We start from the raw sequence: 20,580 nt of genomic DNA, 5'->3' as shown, positions 1-20,580 counted from the left end.
ACCCTGGACTCAGTCCTCGCGGCTGCCGTCGTCCGGCTCCGGCTGTTCTGGCTGTTCGTCATGGGAGTGGTCATGATCCTGGCCATGATTTTTGTCGTCGCTGGCTGTCACAGCCGCCGCATCGTCGGCTGTCGGCTCCCACTCGATCCGGACGCGCTGCACCCGTGTTTGGCCCGCCTCAACGACAGTAAGGACGACCCCGCCGATTTCGACTCGGTCGTCGGATCGCGGCAACCGGCCCAGCTGGTGGGACAACAGCCCGGCGATCGTCTCGAAACTTCCTGCTGTCGGGAGTTCGATCCCCAGGCTGTCGTTGACGGAGCCGACGGCCGCCCAGCCGGCGACGATCGCGCTTCCGTCGTCGACGACGCGGACGGGATCGGTTTCGGTGTGGTCGACAAGCTCGCCGACGACCTCCTCGATGACATCCTCCAGCGTTGCGAGCCCGACGACCGTCCCGAACTCGTCGACGACGACCACCATCCGATGGCCGTCCCGTTGCATCTCGGCCAACAGCTCGTCGACCGGCTTCGTTGTCGGGACGAAGACGGGATCGGTGAGGATCGATGCCAGTGATCGTCCCTCGGCGCGGGCCGCCAGCGCGGCCCGGAGGTCGACGATCCCGCGTACGTCGTCGCGGCTCTCGCCGACGACCGGAACCCGATCGACGCCCTTCCCCCAGCAGGTCTCGATGACCGTATCGAGGCTTGCGGTCTCCGGCACCGAGATGATCCGCGTCCGGGGCACCATCACCGCCTGGACGATCGTTGTTTCGAGATCGAGGACGCTTCGGATCATCGCGCCCTCATCGGTATCCAACACGCCTGTCGCCTCGCCGCTGCGGACGATCCCTTCGATCTCCTCACGGGAGAGATAGGATTCGAACCCGGCGTCGCCGCCTGTCAGGCGGTTGACCACGCCGGTCGTCGCCTCGAACACATACAGCAGTGGCCGGAGGAGTCGCTGGATGGCGACGACCGGGCGGGCGACCCGGAGGGCGTGGCGTTCGGCGTTGGCGACCGCGTAGGATTTCGGCGCGATCTCGCCGAAGACGATGATAAAAAAGCTGGTGACGACGGTCGATCCCGTCGCCGCCTGGCCGGCCGGCAGAAACTGCACCAACACCGCGGTGGCGACGCTGGCGGCGGCGATGTTGGCGATGTTGTTGCTGACGAGTGCGGTCACCAGAAACCGGTGGGGGTTCGACCGCAACGCGGCAAGGGCGTCGCCGCCGGGTCGGCCCTCGTCGACGATGGCATCGATCCGGTGGCTGGCGACCGAAAACACCGCGAGTTCGCTGCTCGAAAAGAAGGCGCTGATCGCCGTCAGGATCACGATGGCGGTGACCCCGAATAAGACGAGTGTGAGACTCATACCTCACCTGTCGCCGACAGGGTGGAAAAACTGTCCGGCGGCTGTGGGATACTCACCGTCGCATGTGTGGGCGCACCCTCGGCATACGGAATGTCTGGGAGTAATCAAACCCCAGATTTTTATTACGTGACAGCAGGGAGTAATTAACCTTTAATCTTTCACGGACAATAATGAAACTGCGTATGAAGAAACTCATCAACGACTCCGACGACGTTGTCGACGAAATGCTCGATGGAATGACCGCCGCCTACCCGGATATGCGGCGGCTCCCCGACACACAGGTACTTGTTCGGGATGACGCCCCCGTCGACGGCAAGGTCGGCGTCGTCTCCGGCGGCGGCAGCGGCCACGAGCCGACCCACGGCGGCTATATCGGCGACGGGATGCTCGACGGCGCGGCCGCCGGCGACGTGTTCTCCTCGCCGACCGCCGACGAGTTCGAGGCTCTGCTTGAGGCCACCGACAGCGGCGAGGGGGTGCTCGCCGTGATCAAAAACTACGAGGGCGACGTGATGAACTTTGAGACCGCCATCGAGATGGTCGAGATGGAGGGTGCCAACGTTGCCACGGTTGTCGTCAACGACGACGTTGCCGTCGAGGACTCCCTGTACACCTCCGGCCGCCGTGGGGTCTGTGGGACGATCCTCGTCCACAAGGCCGCCGGCGCGAAAGCCGCCGAAGGCGCGGATCTCGACGAAGTCCAGCGGGTCGCCCAGAAGGTCGTCGACAACGTGGGGACAATGGGGATGGCACTCACCTCCTGTGTGACGCCGGAAAAGGGCGAAGCGACCTTTGATCTGCCGGACGACGAGATCGAACTCGGGATCGGGATCCACGGCGAGCCGGGCACCGAGCGAACCGACGTGATGTCGGCCGACGAGATCACCGAGGAACTCACCGAGGGCGTCCTCGACGATCTTGATCTCGACGAGGGCCAGGAGGTCGTCACCATCGTCAACGGGATGGGCGGGACGCCGCTGATGGAGCTGTTCGTCGTCAACCGCAAGCTCCAGGAGCTCATCGGCGACCACGGCCTCGAAACGTGGGACGCCTGGGTCGGCGACTACATGACCTCCCTGGATATGGAGGGGGCGTCGATCACGGTCTGTGCGGTCGACGACGAGCTCAAGGAGCTGCTCGCCGCGCCGGCCGACACGCCGGGTCTGACAGTCCAATGAGCGGGGACGCTGCCGCTGTCGTCGCCGCCGTCGAAGCCGTTGCCGACCGGATTCAGGCCGAGCGGGAGCATCTGACCGACCTCGACTCCGCGATCGGCGACGCCGACCACGGCGGCAACATGGCCCGCGGCTGGGCCGAAGCTGCCGACACCGTCGCCGAGCTCGACGACCCGGACGTGCAAACCGTGGTCAAAACTGCGGGCAAGACGGTGCTCTCGGAGGTCGGCGGCGCGTCGGGGCCGCTGTACGGTGGTTCGCTCGTCTTTGCCAGCCAGGAGCTCGAGGGCGGGCTCACGCCGGAAACCGCGGTCGCCTTCGCCGAGACCTACCTCGAAAAGGTCCAAGACCGCGGCGACGCCAGCGTCGGCGACCAGACGATGGTCGACGCGCTGACGCCCGCTGTCCACACGTTCAAGAAATCCGTCGAAACCGACGACCTGCCCGTGCTGGAAGCGTTCGCCAAGGCGGTCGCCGCCGCCGAGATCGGTGTCCAGTTCACGGTGCCGATCCGGGCGAGCAAGGGCCGGGCGTCCTATCTCGGCTGGCGGTCGGTCGGCCACCAGGATCCCGGCGCGACGAGCACGCTCTATATCATGGAGGAACTGCTGGAGACGGCGGCCGACGAACTTGACAGCGAGGTACCCGATGTCGACGCGTCGTCGCCGACGATCCCGGATGCGGAGGCCGCGGAGAACTGATGGTCGGACTCGTCGTTGTCTCCCATAGCGCGAAAGCCGCCGAAGGCATCGTCGAAGTTGCCGCCGAGATGGGCGGTGAGACGGCGATCGAAGCCGCCGGCGGCGACGACGGTGAGATCGGCACCGATGTCGACCGCATCAGCGACGCGCTGGCTGCCGCCGACGATGGCGACGGCGTCGTCGTCCTCGTCGATCTCGGCAGCGCGGTGATGAACGCCGAGGTCGCCATCGAGATGCACGACGGCGAGGCGGTCATCGCCGACGCGCCGGTGCTCGAAGGCGCGGTCAACGCCGCTGTCGCCGCGACCGATCCGAAGGCGACCCTGGAGTCGGTGGTCGAACAGGCCGAGGCCGCCGCCGACATCAGCAAAACCTGAGCGACTCGTTGTCGGCTCCGTTTTTTTTTTAAACGCCGGGGATCCCGAACGCGCCGATCCCGAGGCTGAGGAGGCTGTTTGCGACAAAGATGATGCCCAGCGCGGCGAGCCATGCGATCAGGCCGATGGCTCCGGCGGTACCCCAGCCGCCGGGGTACCGCCAGTTGATGACGCCGATCCAGACCACGAGGGCGATGAGTGGCCCGATCAGTGGCACCCAGGAGGTGAGCCCCCAGGCGATCGCGCCGAGAAGCGCGGTGATGACCGCGTGACCGTAGTCGTCGACGTCGACGATGGAACGCGCGCTGATGAAGATCGCCAGGCCGCCGATGAGGAGGGCGATCACAAACGAGATGAGGCCGCCGATAACAGGAACCATACCTAATGGTTCGCTCGCGGGCGTATGTATGTGTGCACTGGGTGGTCGTGTTCAGAGAAGCCGAGGAAACTGGAACCATCTCGAAAGCCCCCGGCGTCTCGGCTCCCAGGACTCGCTGCGCGCTTCGTCGCTCGCTACACTCGCTCCTGCAGTGCTTTCGTCGTCCGGGTTCGCCGAGACGCCGGCCCCTTTCAGTCCCACCCGACTGCGGCTGCCTGATTCACTGACGCGGGTGGGACTGCTCGGCCGATATATAAAACCAGACGAATCGGTGCTGGCTGGTTCGGATAGATCCGTGATAACACGACCCACGAAAGTTGACGACCCTGCCGCTTGCTGTGTGTTTTTCGAAGCCGGCTGCGATCCATTCGCTCGCCGCTCGCGCCAGCGAACAACACATTTATATAGAATCACAAACAATCAACCGATGAATCATGAGTCAGCGCATGCAGCAGGGCCAACCAATGATCATTCTCGGAGAGGACTCTCAGCGCGTCCAGGATAAGGACGCCCAGCAGTACAACATCTCGGCCGCCCGGGCGGTCGCCGACTCCGTTCGGTCGACACTCGGGCCGAAAGGGATGGACAAGATGCTCGTCAGCTCGACGGGCGATGTCACCGTCACCAACGACGGTGTCACCATCCTCACCGAGATGGATATCGACAACCCGACCGCCGAGATGATCGTCGAGGTCGCCGAAACCCAAGAGGACGAGGCCGGCGACGGGACGACCACCGCGGTCGCCATCGCGGGTGAGCTCCTGAAAAACGCCGAGGATCTGCTCGACCAGGAGATCCACCCGACGGCGATCATCAAGGGCTTCCACCTCGCCAGCGAGCAGGCCCGCGACGAGGTCGACAACATCGCCGAACCCGTCGACCCCGACGACGAAGCCCTCCTGAAGAAGGTCGCCGAGACCTCGATGACCGGCAAGGGCGCGGAGCTCGAAAAGGACGTGCTCGCCGATCTCGTCGTCCGCGCTGTCCAGCAGATCACGGTCGAAGCCGACGACGGCTCCCACGTCGTCGACCTCCAGAACCTCAACATCGAAACCCAGACCGGTCGCTCCGCGGGCGACAGTGAGCTTCTCGTCGGTGCTGTCATCGACAAAGACCCCGTCGTCGACGACATGCCGACCGAGATCGATGACGCCGATACGCTGCTGCTCAACGAGGCCATCGAGATCGAGGAGGCCGACGTTGACACGCAGGTCTCGATCGAATCGCCCGACCAGCTCCAGAACTTCCTCGATCAGGAGGAAGAACAGCTCAAGGCAAAGGTCGACAAAATCGTCGAGAGCGGTGCTGACGTGGTCTTCTGTCAGAAGGGCATCGACGACCTCGCCCAGCACTACCTCGCCAAGGAGGGCGTGCTGGCGATCCGCCGAACGAAAAAGTCCGACATCAAATTCTTGAAGAACGTCCTCGGTGGCAGCGTCGTCTCCGATATCGACTCCCTGACGACTGCCGACCTCGGCAGCGGCTCGATCAGCCGCGATGAGGAAGACGAGCTGTTCTACGTCGAAGGCAGCGGCGACGGGGTACACGGCGTCACGCTCCTGCTGCGCGGCTCGACCGACCACGTTGTCGACGAGCTCGAACGCGGCATCAGCGACGCGATCGATGTTGTCTCGACGACGGTCTCCGATGGCCGCGTGCTCGCCGGCGGCGGCGCGCCCGAGGTCGAACTCGCTTCCCGGCTCCGCGATTACGCCGACAGCATCGAGGGCCGCGAACAGCTCGCCGTCGAGGCCTTCGCCGACTCGCTGGAGCTCGTTCCCCGCGTCCTCGCCGAAAACGCCGGGCTGGACTCGATCGACCTGCTGGTCGATCTCCGTGCCGCCCACGAAGGCGGCGACACCCACGCCGGGCTGAACGCCTTCACCGGCGATGTTGAGGACACCTACGACGCCGGCGTCGTTGAACCGGCCCACGCCAAAGAGCAGGCCCTCGCCTCCGCTGCTGAGGCCGCGAACCTCGTGCTCAAGATCGACGACATCATCTCCGCCGGTGATCTCTCGACGGACAAAGGGGACGACCAGGGCGGCCCCGGCGGTGCTGGCGGGATGGGCGGCATGGGCGGTATGGGTGGCATGGGCGGCGCGATGTAAGTCCGGTAAACTGTCACTTTACGCCCGCTTCGACCGTTGTCTCGGCTGTCAACTGACGGATTCTCGATTTTTTGTTGATGCCAAACAAGCGAGATCTATCTTCGTGCTGGTAGTTCGAAAGGTACGAGATATAGAGACTGAATGCAGCACGGTAGATGAACTAAAATGGGATGAACGGCCTGATTTTTGTATGACCAATGAATCGGACGACGATGATGACACGTACACAAAAGTGGGATACAACAGACGAGCCGCGTGGTTCGACCGGACACGGGACGAGCGAACCGGCGAAGGTAACGCGCTAACTCCCGGTGGGTCAGATTCTACTCACTTAGAGATAGAAGTGAAATCCAACTATATTAACGCCAATTTTCTCTCGACTATCATCACCGCGAGTAGTGTGATTGAGGGGATGCTGTTCCGGCAGGTGATTCAATGTGATCCTGACCGAAGACAGGAACAGCACACCCTTCACGGCGTGTTCAACTTGGCGACAAAGTACGATGTTATTAGTGAAGATGTAACCGATGCGTTCAATTCTCTCAATGAAATTCGTGATCTCCGTAATGGTGTTGTCCACTACCGCGAAGGACACGAGGACGATGCTCTCGTCGCCCAACATCATATGGAGAATATGATGGAAACGCACCCGAATAAGTACGGGAAGGAACATGCCGAGAAGATGCTGAAGGCGATGTTCGATATCAAAGCGAAATGTGCAGAGAATCGGCGGAAGTTTTGGGATCATGAGGGGCCGCTGAGACAGGGAATAAACACGATTAAGACCGGCAAGGAAGCGTACTGCGACACCTGCGGAGCCGCACTGAAGGATACAAAACTGAACTACGAGGCAGAATGGAACGGGGGTCAGGTTGTGAGTGAGTACGCAGAATGCCACGAGTGTGGAGAGAACGTCATCTCCGTATTCACCGATTCATGACAGTGAATCTCCGACGGTAATACAGTTCGCTAGGTTGAAAATATTGTTTTGTGAGAATTTCCCGTGGTCGTACTGAATAGAGATTCTGTACTGACTGACCTGAGTAGTTGGTTTTCCGTTTTCTCCCGTGCAAGACTCGCGTGTTCTATTTTGCACGCCAACTATTACCAATATATTTGAATTGATATTTGTAGCAACCGAGCACTTCCCTGAACCCACGCCGTCGGCGACGAAGCCCAACCCAACCGTTACTACCCCCGACTCAAATCAGTAGCCATGCAGACGCTCTTGCTCGACAGCGACGACGTACGGGCGAACGCGCCGCTGCCGGCCGTGATCGACGCCGTCGAAGCCGCCTTCGGGGCCTACGAACGCGGCACCGCCCAGATGCCGGCGAAATCCTACATCGACCTCCCGCAGTACAACGGCGACTTCCGCTCGATGCCGGCCTACCTCTCGGTCGACGCCGACGCGCCCGAAGCCACCGCGAGCGAGGACTGGGACGCCGCGGGCATCAAATGGGTTAACGTCCACACCGACAACGCCGAGCGCGGCCTGCCGACCGTGCTGGGGACGATGATCTACTCCGACCCCGAAACCGCGTTCCCGCTGGCGATCATGGACGGCCGCGAACTCACGATGCTGCGCACCGGCGCGGCCGCCGCCGTCGCCACCGACCATCTCGCAGTCGAGGGCGCAACCTCGCTGGGGATCGTCGGCGCGGGCGTCCAATCCTACACGCAACTCGACGCTATCGCCGCGGTTCGGTCGATCGAGGAGGTCGTCATCGCCGACCGCAACGCCGAGCGCGTCGCCGACTTTCTCGATCACTTTGCGGATCGCTTCGATGTGCGGGCCGGCGAGATCAGCGAGGCCGCCGCCTGCGACGTGCTTTCCACCGTCACACCGGTCGAATCACCCATCGTCGATCGCGCCGACGTGGGCGATCACACCCACATCAACGCCATCGGCGCGGATGCGGCGGGCAAACACGAACTGAGCGACGAGATCCTGCTGGACGCGAAACTCGTCATCGACGACTACGAGCAGACGACCCACTCCGGGGAGATCAACGTCCCCTACAGCGCGGGGACGCTGACCGACAGCGACATCTACGGCGCGCTCGGCGAGATCGTCATCGGCGAGAAGGAGGGGCGGACACCCGCCGACGGTCTCACCGTCTTCGACTCAACGGGGTTGGCGATTCAGGACGTTGCTGCCGCTCGCGTCGTCTACACGGCCGCCAACGAGGCCGGCAACGGCACCGCCTTCGACCTGCTCGGTCTCAGTGACGTTGAGCCGTAGCTACGCTGATTGGGTTTGGGATCGCACCGCCGAAATCGCCTTGCCGATGAGGACGACCCCGAGAAACAGCGGGATCAGCGGGAACAACAGCGTCAGTATTCCCAGCACCATGATCCAGCCGATTACGTCCATGCTGGTGTCCTCATGGCTGCCGTAGCCGGGCGTGACGGTTCGGTACACTGGCTCAAGGAGACCACTATCCGACGATGTGGAAGACATACAGTAACTACGGTTCGACAGCAGATAAGCAGACGGTCGGATGGGGGAGCGATCCCGCTACTCGATGTGGATCGCCGGTCGGAACGGCACCGCGTTCGACGCTTTCCCGCCCGGATCGTCGATCCCCTCGTCGTCCTCGGCGTAGACCGCCACCTCGGCGTCGTGTTCGCGTTCGAGGAAGTCGACCGCGGTCTCGTAGGTCGACCGCTCGTCGATCTTGCTCATCGCCGCCAGCGTGTCGTCGTCGACACCGCGGACGAGTTCCACAAGATCCTGTACGAGGTCGTTGACAGCGTCGCCACGCTCCCGGAGGTCGGGATCCTGCATGACCTCGCCCATGACCTGCCCCACGTCGGTGCCGACTTCTCGAACTGTTTCGAAGACCTCGCGTTTCCAGTCGGCGGCGACGTACACCCGGATCGTTTCGGGGTTCTGCTCGGTGACGGTGAGGATGTCCTGTACGTCGTCGGCTAGGCGTTCGATCTGTCGCTCCTCGGTTTCGGTGCGGGGTGACTGCCAGCCCTCGTCGACCTCGGGCCACGGCGCGTCCTCGGCGGGCGTGCCGGTCAACTGCTCGTGGAGTTCGTTCGTGAGGAATGGGACGAACGGCGCGAGCAGGCGCAGCCGGGTTTCAAGTACGTGCCGGAGCGTCCACACGGCTCCATCGCGGTCGAGATCTGCCCGGCGACGATACCACTTCAGATCCTCCTCGAAGCCGTAGAAGGCGGCTTGGGAGGCGGTTCGAGTTTCGGCGTTGTCGAGGGCGGCTGTTACGTCGTCGATGGTGGTCTGGAGTTTCGACAGCAGCCAGCGGTCGATGTGTTCGAGGTCGCCCTCGGGATCGACATTGGCGGCTGCGTCGGCTGCGTCGTCGCCGATGAGCTCTTGGGCGCGGTTCCAGAACCGCCGAAGTTGGTCTTCGACGCCTTCGACTTGGTCGGCTCGCCAGTCGTAATCCTGCCACGGCTCCGCGGAGTTCAGCAGGAAGAAACGGACGGTGTCCGCGCCGTAGTTCTCGATTGCCTTGCCGGGGAGAACGACGTGGCCCTTCGAGGACGACATCTTTTCGCCCTCAAGCAGGCCCATTCCCATGATCGTGATGCCCTCGGGCCACTGGGCCTCGTCGAACAGTTCGGCGTGGTGGAACAGGAAGAAGGTGAGGTGATTCGAGATGAGATCGTTGGCCGAAAACCGCTGGCTGACGGGGTACCAGTACTGCCACTCTGCGCGGAGGTCAAGAGCACGTTCGTCCGCATCGCCGTCGACGGCGTCGTCGCCGTAAAACAGCGCGTCGAAAAAGTCGCCGTCGAGATCCTCGACTGGGATTTCCTCCAGCCGATGGGCGATGGTGTAGTAGGCCATGTAGATCGTCGAGTCCGACAGCGGTTCGATGACGAACTCGTCGTCCCACGGCAGCCGTGTGCCCAGCCCATAGTTCCGGATGCAGGGCCACTCGTTGAGCCAGTCGATGGTGTGGGTGTACTCCCCGCGGGTGTTTTCGGGCGTCGTATCGAGTCGCTCGACGGCGCGTTTGGCGGCGTCCTTCCAGTCCTCGTCGTTGTAGGTGAGGAACCACGTGTCTTGGTAGGCGACGACGACCTTCCCGCCGGCCCGCGAAACGACCGGCTCGGGGAAGTCGTACATCGCGCCGAAGGCACCCTGCTCGCGGTAGTTCGTGGCCAACTCGTCGCGCACATCTTCGATCACTTCGCCGGCGTACTCGCCGTACTCCTCGTGGAGTGTTCCGGTGTGGAACTCCGCGTTGTACACGTCCTGGGTGACCTCCTCCAGTTCGGGGTCGGTACTGTCGGTGATTTCCGCGGATTCGACGGCGTCTTTGGCGGGAATCTCGCCGTAGCCCTCGACATCGAGGATCGGCACCGGCTCGATAGCATCGACCTCGGCGGGGTCGATGCCGTAGGATTCGAGTCGATCCGGGTCGGCTTTCGCCTCCTGGAGTGCGAGGTAGTCGTCGGGGCTGTGGGCCGGCACCGACATGACGACGCCGGTGGCGTTGTCGGGGTCGACAAACTCGGCGGGCAGGATGATGATCTCGTCGCCGGTCACCGGGTTGGTGACGGTGTCGCCGACGACTTCGCTACCGGCGAACTCGCGGCGGATCTCGACCTCGTGGTCCTGGAGTTCGAGTTTTTCGGCGGCCTCAGCGGAGACGAGCCATGTTTCGCCATCGACAGCAGCCTCGACGTAGGTTGCGTCGGTGTTGATGTAGGCGTTGGTGACGCCACGCACCGTTTCGGGGCGGAGCGTCGCCATCGGGACGACCGTTTCGCCCTGTTCGAATTTGATCAGGGTGTACTCCTGATACTCCACGTCCTCGCCTTCCAGCAGGTCGTGGGTCGTCACCGGGTTTTCCTGCTCGGTGCAGTACTTGACGGGGTGGAGGCCCTTTTCGAGTCGGTCGCGCTCTTTCAGTGTCTCGTACTGCCACGTGATGAACTTCGAGTAGCGGTCGTCGTTGGTCGTAAACTCGCGCCGCCAGTCGATAGAGAGCCCCAGCGAGCGCATTCCCTTCTTGTAGTGCTCCTCGATGAAGTGGTGGGCATACCCCATCGGCGTTTCGAGGTCTTCGAGCACGTCGTCGGAGACGTTGTAGGTGTCCTGCAGCACCGACATTTGAGACTCCTCGCGTTTCTGGAGGCGTTCGACCGCGCCGATGATCGGCGTGCCGGTGACGTGCCATGCCATCGGGAACAGCACCTCGTCGCCCTGCTGGCGGCGGTATCGGGCGTAGACATCGGGCACGGTGTAGGTTCGAGCGTGGCCGATGTGCATGCCGCCGCTGGGATAGGGATAGGGAACCGTGATAAACGTCGTCTCCTCGTCTTCCGGGGCTGCCGCGTCGGTGGGATCGGGCTCATAGCGGTTTTCGGCGTCCCACCGCGCCCGCCACTCGGCTTCGAGTTCCTGCGGGTCGTAGTCCATACGGGCCTCTCTGTGGGTGTCGCGTAAAATAGCATCTATCCGGGCGCACACGACTCGGCTGTCGCTACTGACTCTTATCCTCAATTCGAACTGGATACTGTCCAGAGTAGCATGATTGGATCGGGAACACCTCGAAAGCCCCGAGTCGCTGGAGTCGGGGGGCTCGCTGCGATCCTCGGCCTCCGGCCTGCGGTTCTTGCGTCGCCCGCCTTCCTCCAGCGACTCGCCCCTTTCAGTCCCACCCGATTGCGGCTGCTTGGCCTGCAAACGGGGTGGGACTGAAAGGGGCGGCGGGTCGGCGAACCCGGACGTTGACGAGAGCGAAGCTCTCGTCCGCACACCAGAAATCGGAGATTTCTGGGGACGACGCAAGCACCGCAGGAGTGAGCAACGCGAACGACGAGGAGCGCAGCGAGTCCCGGGAGCCGAGCCGCCGGGGGCTTTCGAGGTGAGTCCAATTCTTCGGCTAATCTGGCGATTTCGAACTGACACCCACGAACTTAGGATTGCCCGCACCAACCCGATATCAATGAGTTCCACGTCGCCACGGGTGATCGCTCATCGCGGCTACGCCGCCGACAATCCCGAAAACACGGTCGCCGCGATGCGGGCCGCCGCGGCCGACGACCGAACGGACGCCGTCGAAATCGACGCCCGGCTGACGGCCGACGACCGCGTGATCGTCTTCCACGATGACGACCTCTCGCGGCTGACCGACGCCCCACCAGCCGTCAGCGACACGCCGGTCTGGGAACTATCGTACGACGAGATCAGCAGCTACACCGTCGGCGACAGCGACGAGCTGATCCCGTTGCTGGCCGAGGTGTTGGCGGCGATTCCTCCGTCGATCACGGTGAATCTCGAACTCAAACACCCCGGCTGCGAGGGCCTGCAGTTCGGTGCGGTCGACGCCGCCGCCCGCGAGGCCGCCGCCGACCGCTGGCGACCGTTCGTCGAGCGTGCCCTCGACATTGCGACCGCGACCGATCACGACCTGCTCGTCTCCTCGTTTTACGAGGGCGCGTTGGCGGCGACTCGCGCTGTCGATCCTGCGGTTCCCGTCGCACCACTCGTTGTCGACGACGTGGAGCCGGGCCTCACTCTCGCCGATCGCTACGATGCCGCCGTGATCCATCCGCCGCTGGATCTGGTGGTCGAGTCCGACTTCGTCGCTCGGGCACACGCTGCCGGCTATCGTGTCAACGCGTGGACGGTGACGACGCCTGCCGAGGCGACCGCGCTCGCTGCCGCCGGCGTCGATGGACTCATCGCCGATACCCCTGGCGTGCTTTCGGAGCTGTCGTAATCGCAGGCCTGTGTGGTGGTGATCGGATCTACCTAACCAGTCTGGTAGTTACTTTTTATTTACTCCCCACATAACATAGTATGGATTATGGTTGGATACACACCAGGATCGGAAGGATTGTTCCTTTGGATCGGCACCGCGGGAATGGCCCTCGGACTGCTGTACTTCCTCGGCCGAGGGTGGGGCGTTACAGACACAAAACTCAAGCAGTTCTATGCGATCAACATCTTCGTCACGACCATCGCGTTCAGCATGTACTTCGCGATGGCAACCGGCTTCGGTGTGGCGAATGTATCGCTTGCAGGCGGTGACGAGCTACCGATATATTGGGCGAGATACGCCGACTGGCTGTTTACCACACCGTTGCTCCTGTTGGACATCGCGTTGCTGGCCAACGCCGACCGTGAGACGATCTACACGTTGATCGGCCTCGACGTGTTCATGATCGCAACCGGGCTCATCGGCGCGTTCGCCGCCCAACCAGTCTACCGGATCGCCTGGTGGGGAATCAGCACGGCCGCGCTGCTCGTCTTGCTGTACGTGCTTGTTGGCACGCTGAAGGCGGCGGCACCGAGCCAGTCCGATGCGGCCCGCAGCCTGACGAATACGCTGAAAAACATGCTGATCGTGCTGTGGCTCGCCTACCCGGTGGTCTGGATCCTCGGCACCGAAGGCACCCTTGAGTTCATCCCGCTGTACACCGAGACGGCCGCCTTCATGGTGCTTGATCTCACCGCGAAGGTTGGCTTCGGTGCGTACCTGCTCAAGAACCACGACGTACTCACCAGCATCGGTGGCGGTGCGAGCGCGGGCAGTGCTCAGCCGGCCGACTGATCGACATCCCGTCGAAACGAACCTGCGACTCATTTTTTCGAGCGAACTGAAAAGATTAACACCGTGGCCGCCAACAGTCCGGTAAGCGATGGCTGAGGACGTTAAACCGACACGGAAGAACCTGATGGCGATCGAGGATCGCATCGAGCTCTCCGAGCGTGGCCACGACACGCTCGAACAGAAGCGCGACGGGCTGATCATGGAGTTCATGGATATCCTCGATCAGGCCCAGGACGTACGCAGCGATCTGAGCGAGGATTACGAAACCGCCCAGCGGAAGCTCAACATGGCGCGGGCGATGGAGGGCGATGTGGCGGTGCGTGGTGCGGCCGCCGCGCTCAAGGAACACCCCGAGATCACGATCCAATCGAAGAACATCATGGGCGTCGTCGTCCCACAGATCGAATCCTCGAAGGTGAAAAAATCACTCGACGAGCGCGGCTACGGGCTGCTTGGCTCCTCGGCCCGCATCGACGAGGCCGCCGATGCCTACGAGGAACTGCTGGAGACGATCATCCTCGCCGCTGAGGTCGAAACGGCGATGAAAAAGATGCTCACCGAGATCGAGACCACCAAACGCCGTGTCAACGCCCTTGAGTTCAAGCTCCTCCCCGATCTCTACGAGAACCAGGAGTATATCGAGCAGAAACTCGAAGAGCAGGAGCGTGAGGAGATCTTCCGGATGAAGAAGATCAAAGAAAAGAAAGAGGAAGCCGAGGCCGAGGAGGCTGCGGCCGCCGCGGAGGCCGAAGCCGCTGCCGACGCCGCAACCGTCACCGCCGACGAGTAGCTCAACCCCCTTCCCAGCCGGTATCTTTATTATCCCCAGCACACAATCAGTTGGTACCGTCTGGTGTCTCGGTTCTCAGTGTTGAACATGGTACGCCTGACTGTTGACACCAGACGGCTACTCTTGCCTGCACACCCTACCTGACCGACCTTTCCGGGTCTTTTTATCTCGCCGATCGATCACCGTGAGCGTGTCGCGTGCGGTTGGCGGTTGGTTCAGTTTCGAGCAGCGCGCCCAGTTTAGCAGCGTGCTCAGTTTTGAGCAGCGTGCACAGCTTCGACCAGCACGCCGAGCCCCATCACGCGATCGACGATATGACATCATCCAGTTATTAAAATTGATTCTAGGGTCAGTATTTTTATTAGCCTTCTCCCAGTTGCGTTTAGATACCGTCTGTGAATGGTGGTATCACTGCAGACGGCTACCATGTTCAACACTGAGAATCGAGGCACCACTCAGCCTTGATTCGCTGACCCCCCCTTAACCCCCCTACCCATTATTGCCTGATCAAAACGAGCAGTGCCGAGCGTCTCATTGCTGTGCTCTTTGTCTCGCCAGTCGCCACAGTATCGATCTGTGACCGGTATCGTCGTCGGCTGTTTCGGCTACCGTCGTCGTCGCCGTGCTGCGGTCGTCTCCGTGCTGTGATCGTCATCGCGTTGCGGTTGTCGTCGCCGTGCTCTCGGCTACGCTTCTGATTCGTCCTTCGGCGTGCCGTCGAGGTGGTACTCCGCGGAGTTGTCCGTCGGCTCGTAATCAAGCACGCGTCGGGTGTTTTCGATGGAGTAGTATTTGCGGTCGTTGTCGGAGATGCCGTAGACGATCTCAAAGCCGTAGTCGGCGATGATACACCGCTCGAAGAGATGCGCACAATCTCGGTAGGAAAGCCACATCGCCTGGCCGCGCTCGTAGTTGCGTGGTGGATGGCCCTCGGTGAGATTCCCGATCCGGACACAGACGATCGACAGGTCGTGTTCGTCGTGGTAGTACCGCCCCAGCGTTTCGCCGGCGGCCTTCGAGACGCCATAGAGATTGCTGGGTCGCTGGAGTTCAGTGCCATCAAGAAGAAAATCGTCGTGGCTGCGGTAGAGATCGGGTTTCTTCGATTCGGTTTCGTAGTTGCCGACCGCGTGGTTTGAGGAGGCGAAGGCGACCTTCTCGACGCCGACATCAACAGCGGTCTGCAGTACCGATTGGGTGCCATCGATATTGTTGTGGAGGACGCTCTCCCAGGGGGCGTTCGGTCGTGGGTCGCCGGCGAGGTGGATGATAGCCTCACAGCCCTCGGCGGCGTTGCGCACCGCCTCCCGGTTGGTCACGTCGGCGACGTAGACATCGCTGTTGTCCACCCCATCGGGCAGTTTCGCCGCCGGAAGCGGCTCACGATCCAACAGCCGCCAGTCGTAGTCGGCACCGATATTCCGGAGGATGGCCTGCCCGACACGACCGCCGGCCCCAGTCAGCAGCACAGATCGCGCCATTCATTCGGCTAACAGCGGACGACACCTAAGTAACGCGCGGTTCCGCGCTGTCAGCGTTGTCGCCCCGGCCACGCCGCCCCTCCACCACCCCCGGCCACGCCGCGCTCCACCACCCCTCGGACACGCCGCCTCTCCACCATCCGTTTCGCGTCGCCTGCTTTCGCTGTCGCCGCCGACATAGCCCGACTGGAGCCGATACGTCTTAGCCGCCGGCGACTGAGCTACCTGTATGGCTACCGACACCGAACAGGCGTGTTTTGAGGCCGGTATCAAGTTCGGCTCGCTGTACCACCAGTTCGCCGGCACGCCGGTCAGCCCCGACAGCACCCGAAGCTTGGAGACGGCGATGGCCGAGGCGATCGAGAATCAACCCTTCTGCGAATCGGTCTCCGTCGCCATCGACGACGACCGCGTCGCCGACGCCATCGATCACGACAACGGCTACACCGAGCTGACCGGGAGCCTGATGACCGTCGAGATGCGGATCGAGTACGAGGGTGTGACCGCCCGGACGCGCATGGAGATGGATGATGGCTACCCGCTGATGAAGCTCGTCGCCGTCGACGACGAAGCCGGCGAGTGAGCCGACAGCACCGGGGATTTCACTTTCACTTTCGGGCTCGTTTTTAACCGCCCCCGGAACTATCATGAAGTATGAGTCAAGCCACCTTCGATGACGACGAGCTGTTCGGCGAGGCCGCCGCGGAGACCCGCGAGGATGTCGAACAGCATCTGTCGGCGGCCCGTGAGGCCCTGCCGACGGCCGACGATATCTGGGAGACCGACGCCGACAACGTCCTCGGCGTGCTCAACGGGCTGAAATCTGCCCTCGATGTCGGCGAGGCACCGGAACACCTCCGCCAAGCAAAGAAGTGGTACACCCTCGGCGAACGCGCCGATGCCTTCGAGGACGCCGAGGATCTGGAGGCCGACATAGAGGCCATCGAGGAACTGTTGGAAACGATTGAGGCCGCCCACGACGACGTGGGTGAGCTCACCGGCACCGTCCCACAGCTCCGGGGTTCTCTTCAGGATGCCCACGATGATGCCGGCGATGACAGCGACGACTGAGCCAACACCCCGTGCTGTCGACGGTGGTTCTGCTTAGCGGTCGCGGCTGTCAACAGCAGCCAACAGATCGGCCAACCCCTCGCCGCTGCGGGCGAGGAGTCGCTCACCGAGATCGGCGGTCGCCGTGGTCGGATCGCCAACAACGCCGTTGTCGGTGAACTCGTCGCTGTCGTGGGCGAGGTTGACGCCGGCGACCCACTCGCCCCAGCCCTCGCCCGCTCCCTCGCGGGCGGTTTCGAGTTCGGCCTCGCAGATCGCCTCGTCGTCGATGTGATAGAGGAGGCTCGTCTCTACGGGGCCAGCGTGGCCCATCTCTGCTTCGGTGTCGATGCTGTCGAACCAGGTGAAGGCGACCGCGTAGGCTGCGTCCTCGCGTGAAATTGCCCCCGTCACCTCGCGGAGCGCGTTGGTGTTGCCGCCGTGGCCGTTGACGATGACGACCCGATCGAAGCCGTGGTGGGCAAGGCTGGCGACGGTCTCCCGGACGTAGGCCCGAAAGGTATCGGGGCTGACCCACAGCGTCCCGTCGAAGGCACGGTGTTCGGCGGCGACGCCGATCGGGATCGTCGGCGCGATCGGCACGTCCGCGCCGGTTCGCTCGCGGTAGGTCTCGACGCCGGCCTCGGCGACAGCGGCGGAAGTTTTGGCGTCGGTGCCGAGCGGGGCGTGGGGGCCGTGCTGTTCGGTACTCCCGGTTGGGAGCACCGCGAGGTCGCTTTCACAGTCGCGTATCTCGGGCCACGTGGCCTCCGAAAGCTGCATACCGGGTGTGTGGGCCGATGGCTCTTCAACGCCCCGCTCGCCTCAGGCCGGGAGCTCGATCTCCTCGCCGTCGGCGTAGACCGTCGGTTCGCGGAGAATCCCATCGAGATGCAGCGGCGCGTCGGTCTCGCCGCCGATCGCGGCGTTGTCGCCGATAGCGAGATGGACGGTGCCGGCGGCCTTCTCGTCGAGCAGCACCGAGCCGACAAGCTCGTCGACGCCGACGTTGGTGCCGATCCCGAGTTCGGCAAGATTGTAGGCGTCGCGGCCGACCTCCTCGGCGGCCGTCTCGATCTGGCCCCGGATCGCGTCGTCGCTGATCTCGGTGACGTAGCCGTCTTCGACCTCGAAGGTGAGTTGCTGGCCCTCATCGAGCAGCCCATGGGGCCGCATCGTCCCATCGACGACGTAGGTGCCGTTTGCGCTCTCGGGGCTGACGAAGATCTCGCCGGCCGGCAGATTCGAGAAGCCGCCGGCGTCGTGGACAATGCCGGTGTCGAGCAGCCACTCGCGGTCGCCGATCTCGACGGTGATGTCGGTGCCCTGCGGCGAGGTGACTCGGATCTCGTCGGCGTCTGTGACCTGTTCGTGGAGGCTCTCGCTGTGGGCCGCGATCGCCTCGTAGTCGGCGTCGAGGCCGGTGACGAAGACCGATTCCGTGATCCCCGGGAGGGTCGCCCCGCGGGCTCCGTTCTCGCAGGCGTCGCCGCGAGCGCGGGTGTGGCTGATGCTTTTCGTCGTTGGTGCGAGAAACACGTCGGCCGCGTTGAGCGCGCCCGCGACGGGTTCTGGCGGTTCCGCGCCGTGTTGGGGCCCAGGCGGGTAGCGGACGATCACCGGATCGTCGGTGATCTTGCTGGCTTCCGCATACAGCGTTTCGCCGATCCGTTCGCGTTTGTCGTCGGTGACGATCAGACAGGTCTCCTCGCTCCCGAGGTTGAGACATTGGGTGAGCGCGGTCTTGGCGGCGTCCTGAAGCTCGCTGTCGCTCGGTTCGGTGTCGCCTGCGGCGTCGACGGTGGGCATACCGTGGCTTGCCGCTGCCGGGGGTTAGCCCTTACTCTGGTTGACTCGTACTGTTCAGTCGGGAATTTTACCGGGACAGCAAAGTATCGAAAGCCCTCGACGCGCTCGACTCCCTGGACTCGCTGCGCTCCTCGTTCGCTTCGCTCACTGCGGTGCTTGCGTCGTCCGGGTTCGCCGAGCGCGTCTCGCCCTTTCAGTCCGCCAGGGCTTGGTTTGGTTGGCCGGTCGACTCACCTGCTTGGCTGCTCGTCGCTGACCACCGGTGCTCGATTTACGCTCTCCACCTACTCAATGCGTTCGACCCGCTCATCGAGGTCGACATCGAGATCGCTGGCGGCCTCGGGTGTGAGATTCCAGATCCCGTCGAGCAGATTCGTGTGGTAGCTTGCCGGCCCATTGTATTCGTCGTCGGCAGCCCGTTCGCCGACGAGCCCGAAGGCCAGTGTCGCGTGGAGTGCTGCCGTCAGGGTGTCGTCGACACCGCCACAGAAGGTGGCGACCGCGCCGCCGAGCATACAGCCCGTGCCGACGACCTCGCCCATCATCTCGTGGCCGGCCTCGACGCGGTAGGCGGCGTCGGCGGTGGCGACGATGTCGGTTTCGCCGGAGGCGACGACAACGGTGTCGGCGGAGTCGGCGACCGCCTGTGCTGTCTGTTCGATCTCGTCGTACTCGCCGACGGATTCGACGCCGCGCACCTCGGCCTCCGCACCGGCGAGGGCGGTGATCTCGCCGTAGTTGCCCTTGATCGCCGCGAAGTCGACATCGGCGAGCAGCCGCTCGACGAGTTCGTTGCGCGTCGGTGTCGACCCCATCCCAACCGGGTCAAGCACAACTGGGACGCCGAGTTCGTTGGCCGCGAGTCCGGTCTCGTAGATCGCTTCGCTCAGCGAGTCGTTGACCTGGCCCGTGTTGAGCAACACCGCGCTCGCGCCGTGGGCCATCTCCGGGCCGTCGTTCGGCCCGTCGGCCATCACCGGCAGCGCGCCCCAGTGGAGGGTGCTGTTTGCCACATCGTTGATCGTCACCCGGTTGGTGAGATGCTGGATCAGCGGCTCGGTCTCCCGCAGCGTCGACAGCGACTCGGCGAGCGCGGCCGGCGACACGTCAGTCATCGGCGGCCACCTCCGCTTTCTCGGCCGTGGTGTCGACCGCCTCGCGCAGCGCGCGGGTGGCCGCGGCCGGATCGTCGGCGGCGGTGATCGCGCTGATGACCGCCACGCCGCTCGCGCCGGCCTGGATCGGCCCAGCCGCGTTCTCGGGTGTGATCCCGCCGATAGCGATGACCGGGATCGTCACCGCCTCGACGATCTTGGCGAGCTGGTCGACGCCGAGGCCGTCGTCGGCCGTTTCGGCGTCCGGCTTCGAGTCGGTGCCGTAGATCGCGCCGACGCCGAGATAGTCCGCGCCGCCGATCGCCGCCAGCCGGGCTTCCGAGACCGTCGACACCGAGACGCCGATCGTCGCCTCCGGGCCGAGGATCTCACGGGCCGTCGACACCGAGGGATCGGACTGGCCGAGATGGACGCCGTCGGCACCGATCGCGTAGGCGATATCGATGCGGTCGTTGACGATGAGGTCGACGCCGGCATCGCTCGTCAGCTCGCGGAGTCGCTCACCGAGTTCGATCCGGTGTTGCGCTGAGGTGTCCTTCTCACGGAGCTGGACGGCGTCGATGCCGCCCTCGATGGCCGCCTCGACGATGGTTTCCGTCGATCGGCCCGCAGAAAGCGACTGCTGTGTGACGAGGTAGGTGTGCCACTGATCGGGAGTCATAGGTGTGATT

General features: G+C 63.4%; 20 protein-coding genes. 11 read left to right on the top strand and 9 right to left on the bottom strand.

The genetic code is table 11. The features are described from left to right. Window positions 1–9: 9 nt before the first annotated feature. On the bottom strand, window positions 10–1,374 hold the full coding sequence (locus tag EWF95_RS09730) for a hemolysin family protein (RefSeq protein WP_142443860.1): 1,365 nt from the start codon (window positions 1,372–1,374) through the stop codon (window positions 10–12). A 182-nt stretch (window positions 1,375–1,556) separates the two neighbouring features. Here EWF95_RS09730 and dhaK point away from each other — a divergent pair, with 182 nt between their 5' ends. The 3 genes from dhaK to dhaM are packed head-to-tail and all read left to right on the top strand — an operon-like array spanning window position 1,557 to window position 3,627. Further along, a complete protein-coding gene (dhaK, locus tag EWF95_RS09725) occupies window positions 1,557–2,552 on the top strand; it encodes a dihydroxyacetone kinase subunit DhaK (RefSeq protein ID WP_142443859.1) in 996 nt (331 codons plus the stop codon). Continuing rightward, window positions 2,549–3,250, top strand: coding sequence for a dihydroxyacetone kinase subunit DhaL (gene dhaL / locus EWF95_RS09720; RefSeq protein WP_142443858.1), 702 nt, complete (start codon window positions 2,549–2,551; stop codon window positions 3,248–3,250). The genes dhaK and dhaL overlap by 4 nt, the downstream gene beginning before the upstream one ends. After that, entirely contained in the window at window positions 3,250–3,627 is a 378-nt protein-coding gene (dhaM, locus tag EWF95_RS09715) for a dihydroxyacetone kinase phosphoryl donor subunit DhaM (RefSeq protein ID WP_142443857.1), read from the top strand. Before dhaL ends, dhaM begins: the two co-directional genes overlap by 1 nt. Before the next feature lie 28 nt (window positions 3,628–3,655). Here the strand turns inward: dhaM and EWF95_RS09710 are convergent, their stop codons facing one another. After that, window positions 3,656–4,006, bottom strand: a complete 351-nt coding sequence (locus EWF95_RS09710) for a hypothetical protein (protein ID WP_142443856.1) — start codon at window positions 4,004–4,006, stop codon at window positions 3,656–3,658. Between the two features lie 464 nt (window positions 4,007–4,470). Here EWF95_RS09710 and thsB point away from each other — a divergent pair, with 464 nt between their 5' ends. The 3 genes from thsB (at window position 4,471) to EWF95_RS09695 (ending at window position 8,362) form a co-directional block, all read left to right on the top strand. After that, window positions 4,471–6,117 (top strand): thermosome subunit beta, encoded by a 1,647-nt coding sequence (thsB, locus tag EWF95_RS09705; protein WP_142443940.1) that lies wholly within the window; start codon window positions 4,471–4,473, stop codon window positions 6,115–6,117. Window positions 6,118–6,307: 190 nt separating this feature from the next. After that, window positions 6,308–7,057, top strand: coding sequence for a hypothetical protein (locus tag EWF95_RS09700; RefSeq protein WP_142443855.1), 750 nt, complete (start codon window positions 6,308–6,310; stop codon window positions 7,055–7,057). A gap of 276 nt (window positions 7,058–7,333) precedes the next feature. Beyond that, window positions 7,334–8,362, top strand: a complete 1,029-nt coding sequence (locus EWF95_RS09695; protein WP_142443854.1) for an ornithine cyclodeaminase family protein — start codon at window positions 7,334–7,336, stop codon at window positions 8,360–8,362. Here EWF95_RS09695 and EWF95_RS09690 read toward each other — a convergent pair whose 3' ends face one another. Both EWF95_RS09690 and leuS read right to left on the bottom strand, forming a co-directional pair. Next, window positions 8,363–8,581 carry a DUF7535 family protein gene (locus EWF95_RS09690; RefSeq protein ID WP_142443853.1) on the bottom strand — a complete coding sequence of 73 codons (219 nt, stop codon included), beginning with the start codon at window positions 8,579–8,581 and terminating at the stop codon, window positions 8,363–8,365. Window positions 8,582–8,638: 57 nt separating this feature from the next. Next, the gene (leuS, locus tag EWF95_RS09685) at window positions 8,639–11,524 is read right to left on the bottom strand and encodes a leucine--tRNA ligase (RefSeq protein ID WP_142443852.1); all 2,886 of its coding nucleotides are present in this window, start codon (window positions 11,522–11,524) and stop codon (window positions 8,639–8,641) included. A gap of 529 nt (window positions 11,525–12,053) precedes the next feature. Between leuS and EWF95_RS09675 the strand changes: the two genes are divergently transcribed. The 3 genes from EWF95_RS09675 to EWF95_RS09665 all read left to right on the top strand — a co-directional run bounded on the left by EWF95_RS09675 (window position 12,054) and on the right by EWF95_RS09665 (window position 14,454). Beyond that, a complete protein-coding gene (locus EWF95_RS09675; protein WP_142443850.1) occupies window positions 12,054–12,830 on the top strand; it encodes a glycerophosphodiester phosphodiesterase in 777 nt (258 codons plus the stop codon). Between the two features lie 87 nt (window positions 12,831–12,917). Beyond that, a complete protein-coding gene (locus EWF95_RS09670) occupies window positions 12,918–13,664 on the top strand; it encodes a bacteriorhodopsin (protein WP_142443849.1) in 747 nt (248 codons plus the stop codon). Window positions 13,665–13,752: 88 nt separating this feature from the next. Then, a complete protein-coding gene (locus EWF95_RS09665; RefSeq protein WP_142443848.1) occupies window positions 13,753–14,454 on the top strand; it encodes a V-type ATP synthase subunit D in 702 nt (233 codons plus the stop codon). Window positions 14,455–15,140: 686 nt separating this feature from the next. On the opposite strand, the gene azf is transcribed toward EWF95_RS09665, so the two are convergent. Then, window positions 15,141–15,935: an NAD-dependent glucose-6-phosphate dehydrogenase Azf gene (gene azf, locus EWF95_RS09660; RefSeq protein WP_142443847.1), complete on the bottom strand. Its 795-nt coding sequence runs from the start codon at window positions 15,933–15,935 to the stop codon at window positions 15,141–15,143. 229 nt (window positions 15,936–16,164) lie between these two features. Between azf and EWF95_RS09655 the strand changes: the two genes are divergently transcribed. Next, a complete protein-coding gene (locus EWF95_RS09655) occupies window positions 16,165–16,518 on the top strand; it encodes a dihydroneopterin aldolase family protein (protein ID WP_142443846.1) in 354 nt (117 codons plus the stop codon). A gap of 71 nt (window positions 16,519–16,589) precedes the next feature. Continuing rightward, window positions 16,590–17,006, top strand: coding sequence for a DUF5790 family protein (locus EWF95_RS09650; protein WP_142443845.1), 417 nt, complete (start codon window positions 16,590–16,592; stop codon window positions 17,004–17,006). A gap of 33 nt (window positions 17,007–17,039) precedes the next feature. Here the strand turns inward: EWF95_RS09650 and EWF95_RS09645 are convergent, their stop codons facing one another. The 4 genes from EWF95_RS09645 to thiE all read right to left on the bottom strand — a co-directional run bounded on the left by EWF95_RS09645 (window position 17,040) and on the right by thiE (window position 20,570). Beyond that, a complete protein-coding gene (locus EWF95_RS09645) occupies window positions 17,040–17,768 on the bottom strand; it encodes a creatininase family protein (protein WP_142443844.1) in 729 nt (242 codons plus the stop codon). Between the two features lie 42 nt (window positions 17,769–17,810). Beyond that, window positions 17,811–18,794 (bottom strand): aminopeptidase, encoded by a 984-nt coding sequence (locus tag EWF95_RS09640; protein ID WP_142443843.1) that lies wholly within the window; start codon window positions 18,792–18,794, stop codon window positions 17,811–17,813. 284 nt (window positions 18,795–19,078) lie between these two features. Continuing rightward, window positions 19,079–19,909, bottom strand: a complete 831-nt coding sequence (gene thiM / locus EWF95_RS09635) for a hydroxyethylthiazole kinase (protein ID WP_142443842.1) — start codon at window positions 19,907–19,909, stop codon at window positions 19,079–19,081. Next, window positions 19,902–20,570 carry a thiamine phosphate synthase gene (thiE, locus tag EWF95_RS09630; protein WP_142443841.1) on the bottom strand — a complete coding sequence of 223 codons (669 nt, stop codon included), beginning with the start codon at window positions 20,568–20,570 and terminating at the stop codon, window positions 19,902–19,904. The genes thiM and thiE overlap by 8 nt, the downstream gene beginning before the upstream one ends. Window positions 20,571–20,580 lie beyond the last annotated feature (10 nt).

This window comes from Halonotius roseus (genome assembly GCF_006861655.1).
Classification (GTDB): Archaea; Halobacteriota; Halobacteria; order Halobacteriales; family Haloferacaceae; genus Halonotius; species Halonotius roseus.
Note: the sequence above shows the minus strand (reverse complement) of the source record. Positions and strands in the feature narration are given on the sequence as shown.

What these genes read in the sequence shown, in the direction of transcription:
- EWF95_RS09730 (WP_142443860.1), bottom strand. Translation starts at nt 1,374, where the DNA reads ATGAGTCTCACACTCGTCTTATTCGGGGTCACCGCCATCGTGATCCTG.
- dhaK (WP_142443859.1), top strand. Translation starts at nt 1,557, where the DNA reads ATGAAGAAACTCATCAACGACTCCGACGACGTTGTCGACGAAATGCTC.
- dhaL (WP_142443858.1), top strand. Translation starts at nt 2,549, where the DNA reads ATGAGCGGGGACGCTGCCGCTGTCGTCGCCGCCGTCGAAGCCGTTGCC.
- dhaM (WP_142443857.1), top strand. Translation starts at nt 3,250, where the DNA reads ATGGTCGGACTCGTCGTTGTCTCCCATAGCGCGAAAGCCGCCGAAGGC.
- EWF95_RS09710 (WP_142443856.1), bottom strand. Translation starts at nt 4,006, where the DNA reads ATGGTTCCTGTTATCGGCGGCCTCATCTCGTTTGTGATCGCCCTCCTC.
- thsB (WP_142443940.1), top strand. Translation starts at nt 4,471, where the DNA reads ATGATCATTCTCGGAGAGGACTCTCAGCGCGTCCAGGATAAGGACGCC.
- EWF95_RS09700 (WP_142443855.1), top strand. Translation starts at nt 6,308, where the DNA reads ATGACCAATGAATCGGACGACGATGATGACACGTACACAAAAGTGGGA.
- EWF95_RS09695 (WP_142443854.1), top strand. Translation starts at nt 7,334, where the DNA reads ATGCAGACGCTCTTGCTCGACAGCGACGACGTACGGGCGAACGCGCCG.
- EWF95_RS09690 (WP_142443853.1), bottom strand. Translation starts at nt 8,581, where the DNA reads ATGTCTTCCACATCGTCGGATAGTGGTCTCCTTGAGCCAGTGTACCGA.
- leuS (WP_142443852.1), bottom strand. Translation starts at nt 11,524, where the DNA reads ATGGACTACGACCCGCAGGAACTCGAAGCCGAGTGGCGGGCGCGGTGG.
- EWF95_RS09675 (WP_142443850.1), top strand. Translation starts at nt 12,054, where the DNA reads ATGAGTTCCACGTCGCCACGGGTGATCGCTCATCGCGGCTACGCCGCC.
- EWF95_RS09670 (WP_142443849.1), top strand. Translation starts at nt 12,918, where the DNA reads ATGGTTGGATACACACCAGGATCGGAAGGATTGTTCCTTTGGATCGGC.
- EWF95_RS09665 (WP_142443848.1), top strand. Translation starts at nt 13,753, where the DNA reads ATGGCTGAGGACGTTAAACCGACACGGAAGAACCTGATGGCGATCGAG.
- azf (WP_142443847.1), bottom strand. Translation starts at nt 15,935, where the DNA reads ATGGCGCGATCTGTGCTGCTGACTGGGGCCGGCGGTCGTGTCGGGCAG.
- EWF95_RS09655 (WP_142443846.1), top strand. Translation starts at nt 16,165, where the DNA reads ATGGCTACCGACACCGAACAGGCGTGTTTTGAGGCCGGTATCAAGTTC.
- EWF95_RS09650 (WP_142443845.1), top strand. Translation starts at nt 16,590, where the DNA reads ATGAGTCAAGCCACCTTCGATGACGACGAGCTGTTCGGCGAGGCCGCC.
- EWF95_RS09645 (WP_142443844.1), bottom strand. Translation starts at nt 17,768, where the DNA reads ATGCAGCTTTCGGAGGCCACGTGGCCCGAGATACGCGACTGTGAAAGC.
- EWF95_RS09640 (WP_142443843.1), bottom strand. Translation starts at nt 18,794, where the DNA reads ATGCCCACCGTCGACGCCGCAGGCGACACCGAACCGAGCGACAGCGAG.
- thiM (WP_142443842.1), bottom strand. Translation starts at nt 19,909, where the DNA reads ATGACTGACGTGTCGCCGGCCGCGCTCGCCGAGTCGCTGTCGACGCTG.
- thiE (WP_142443841.1), bottom strand. Translation starts at nt 20,570, where the DNA reads ATGACTCCCGATCAGTGGCACACCTACCTCGTCACACAGCAGTCGCTT.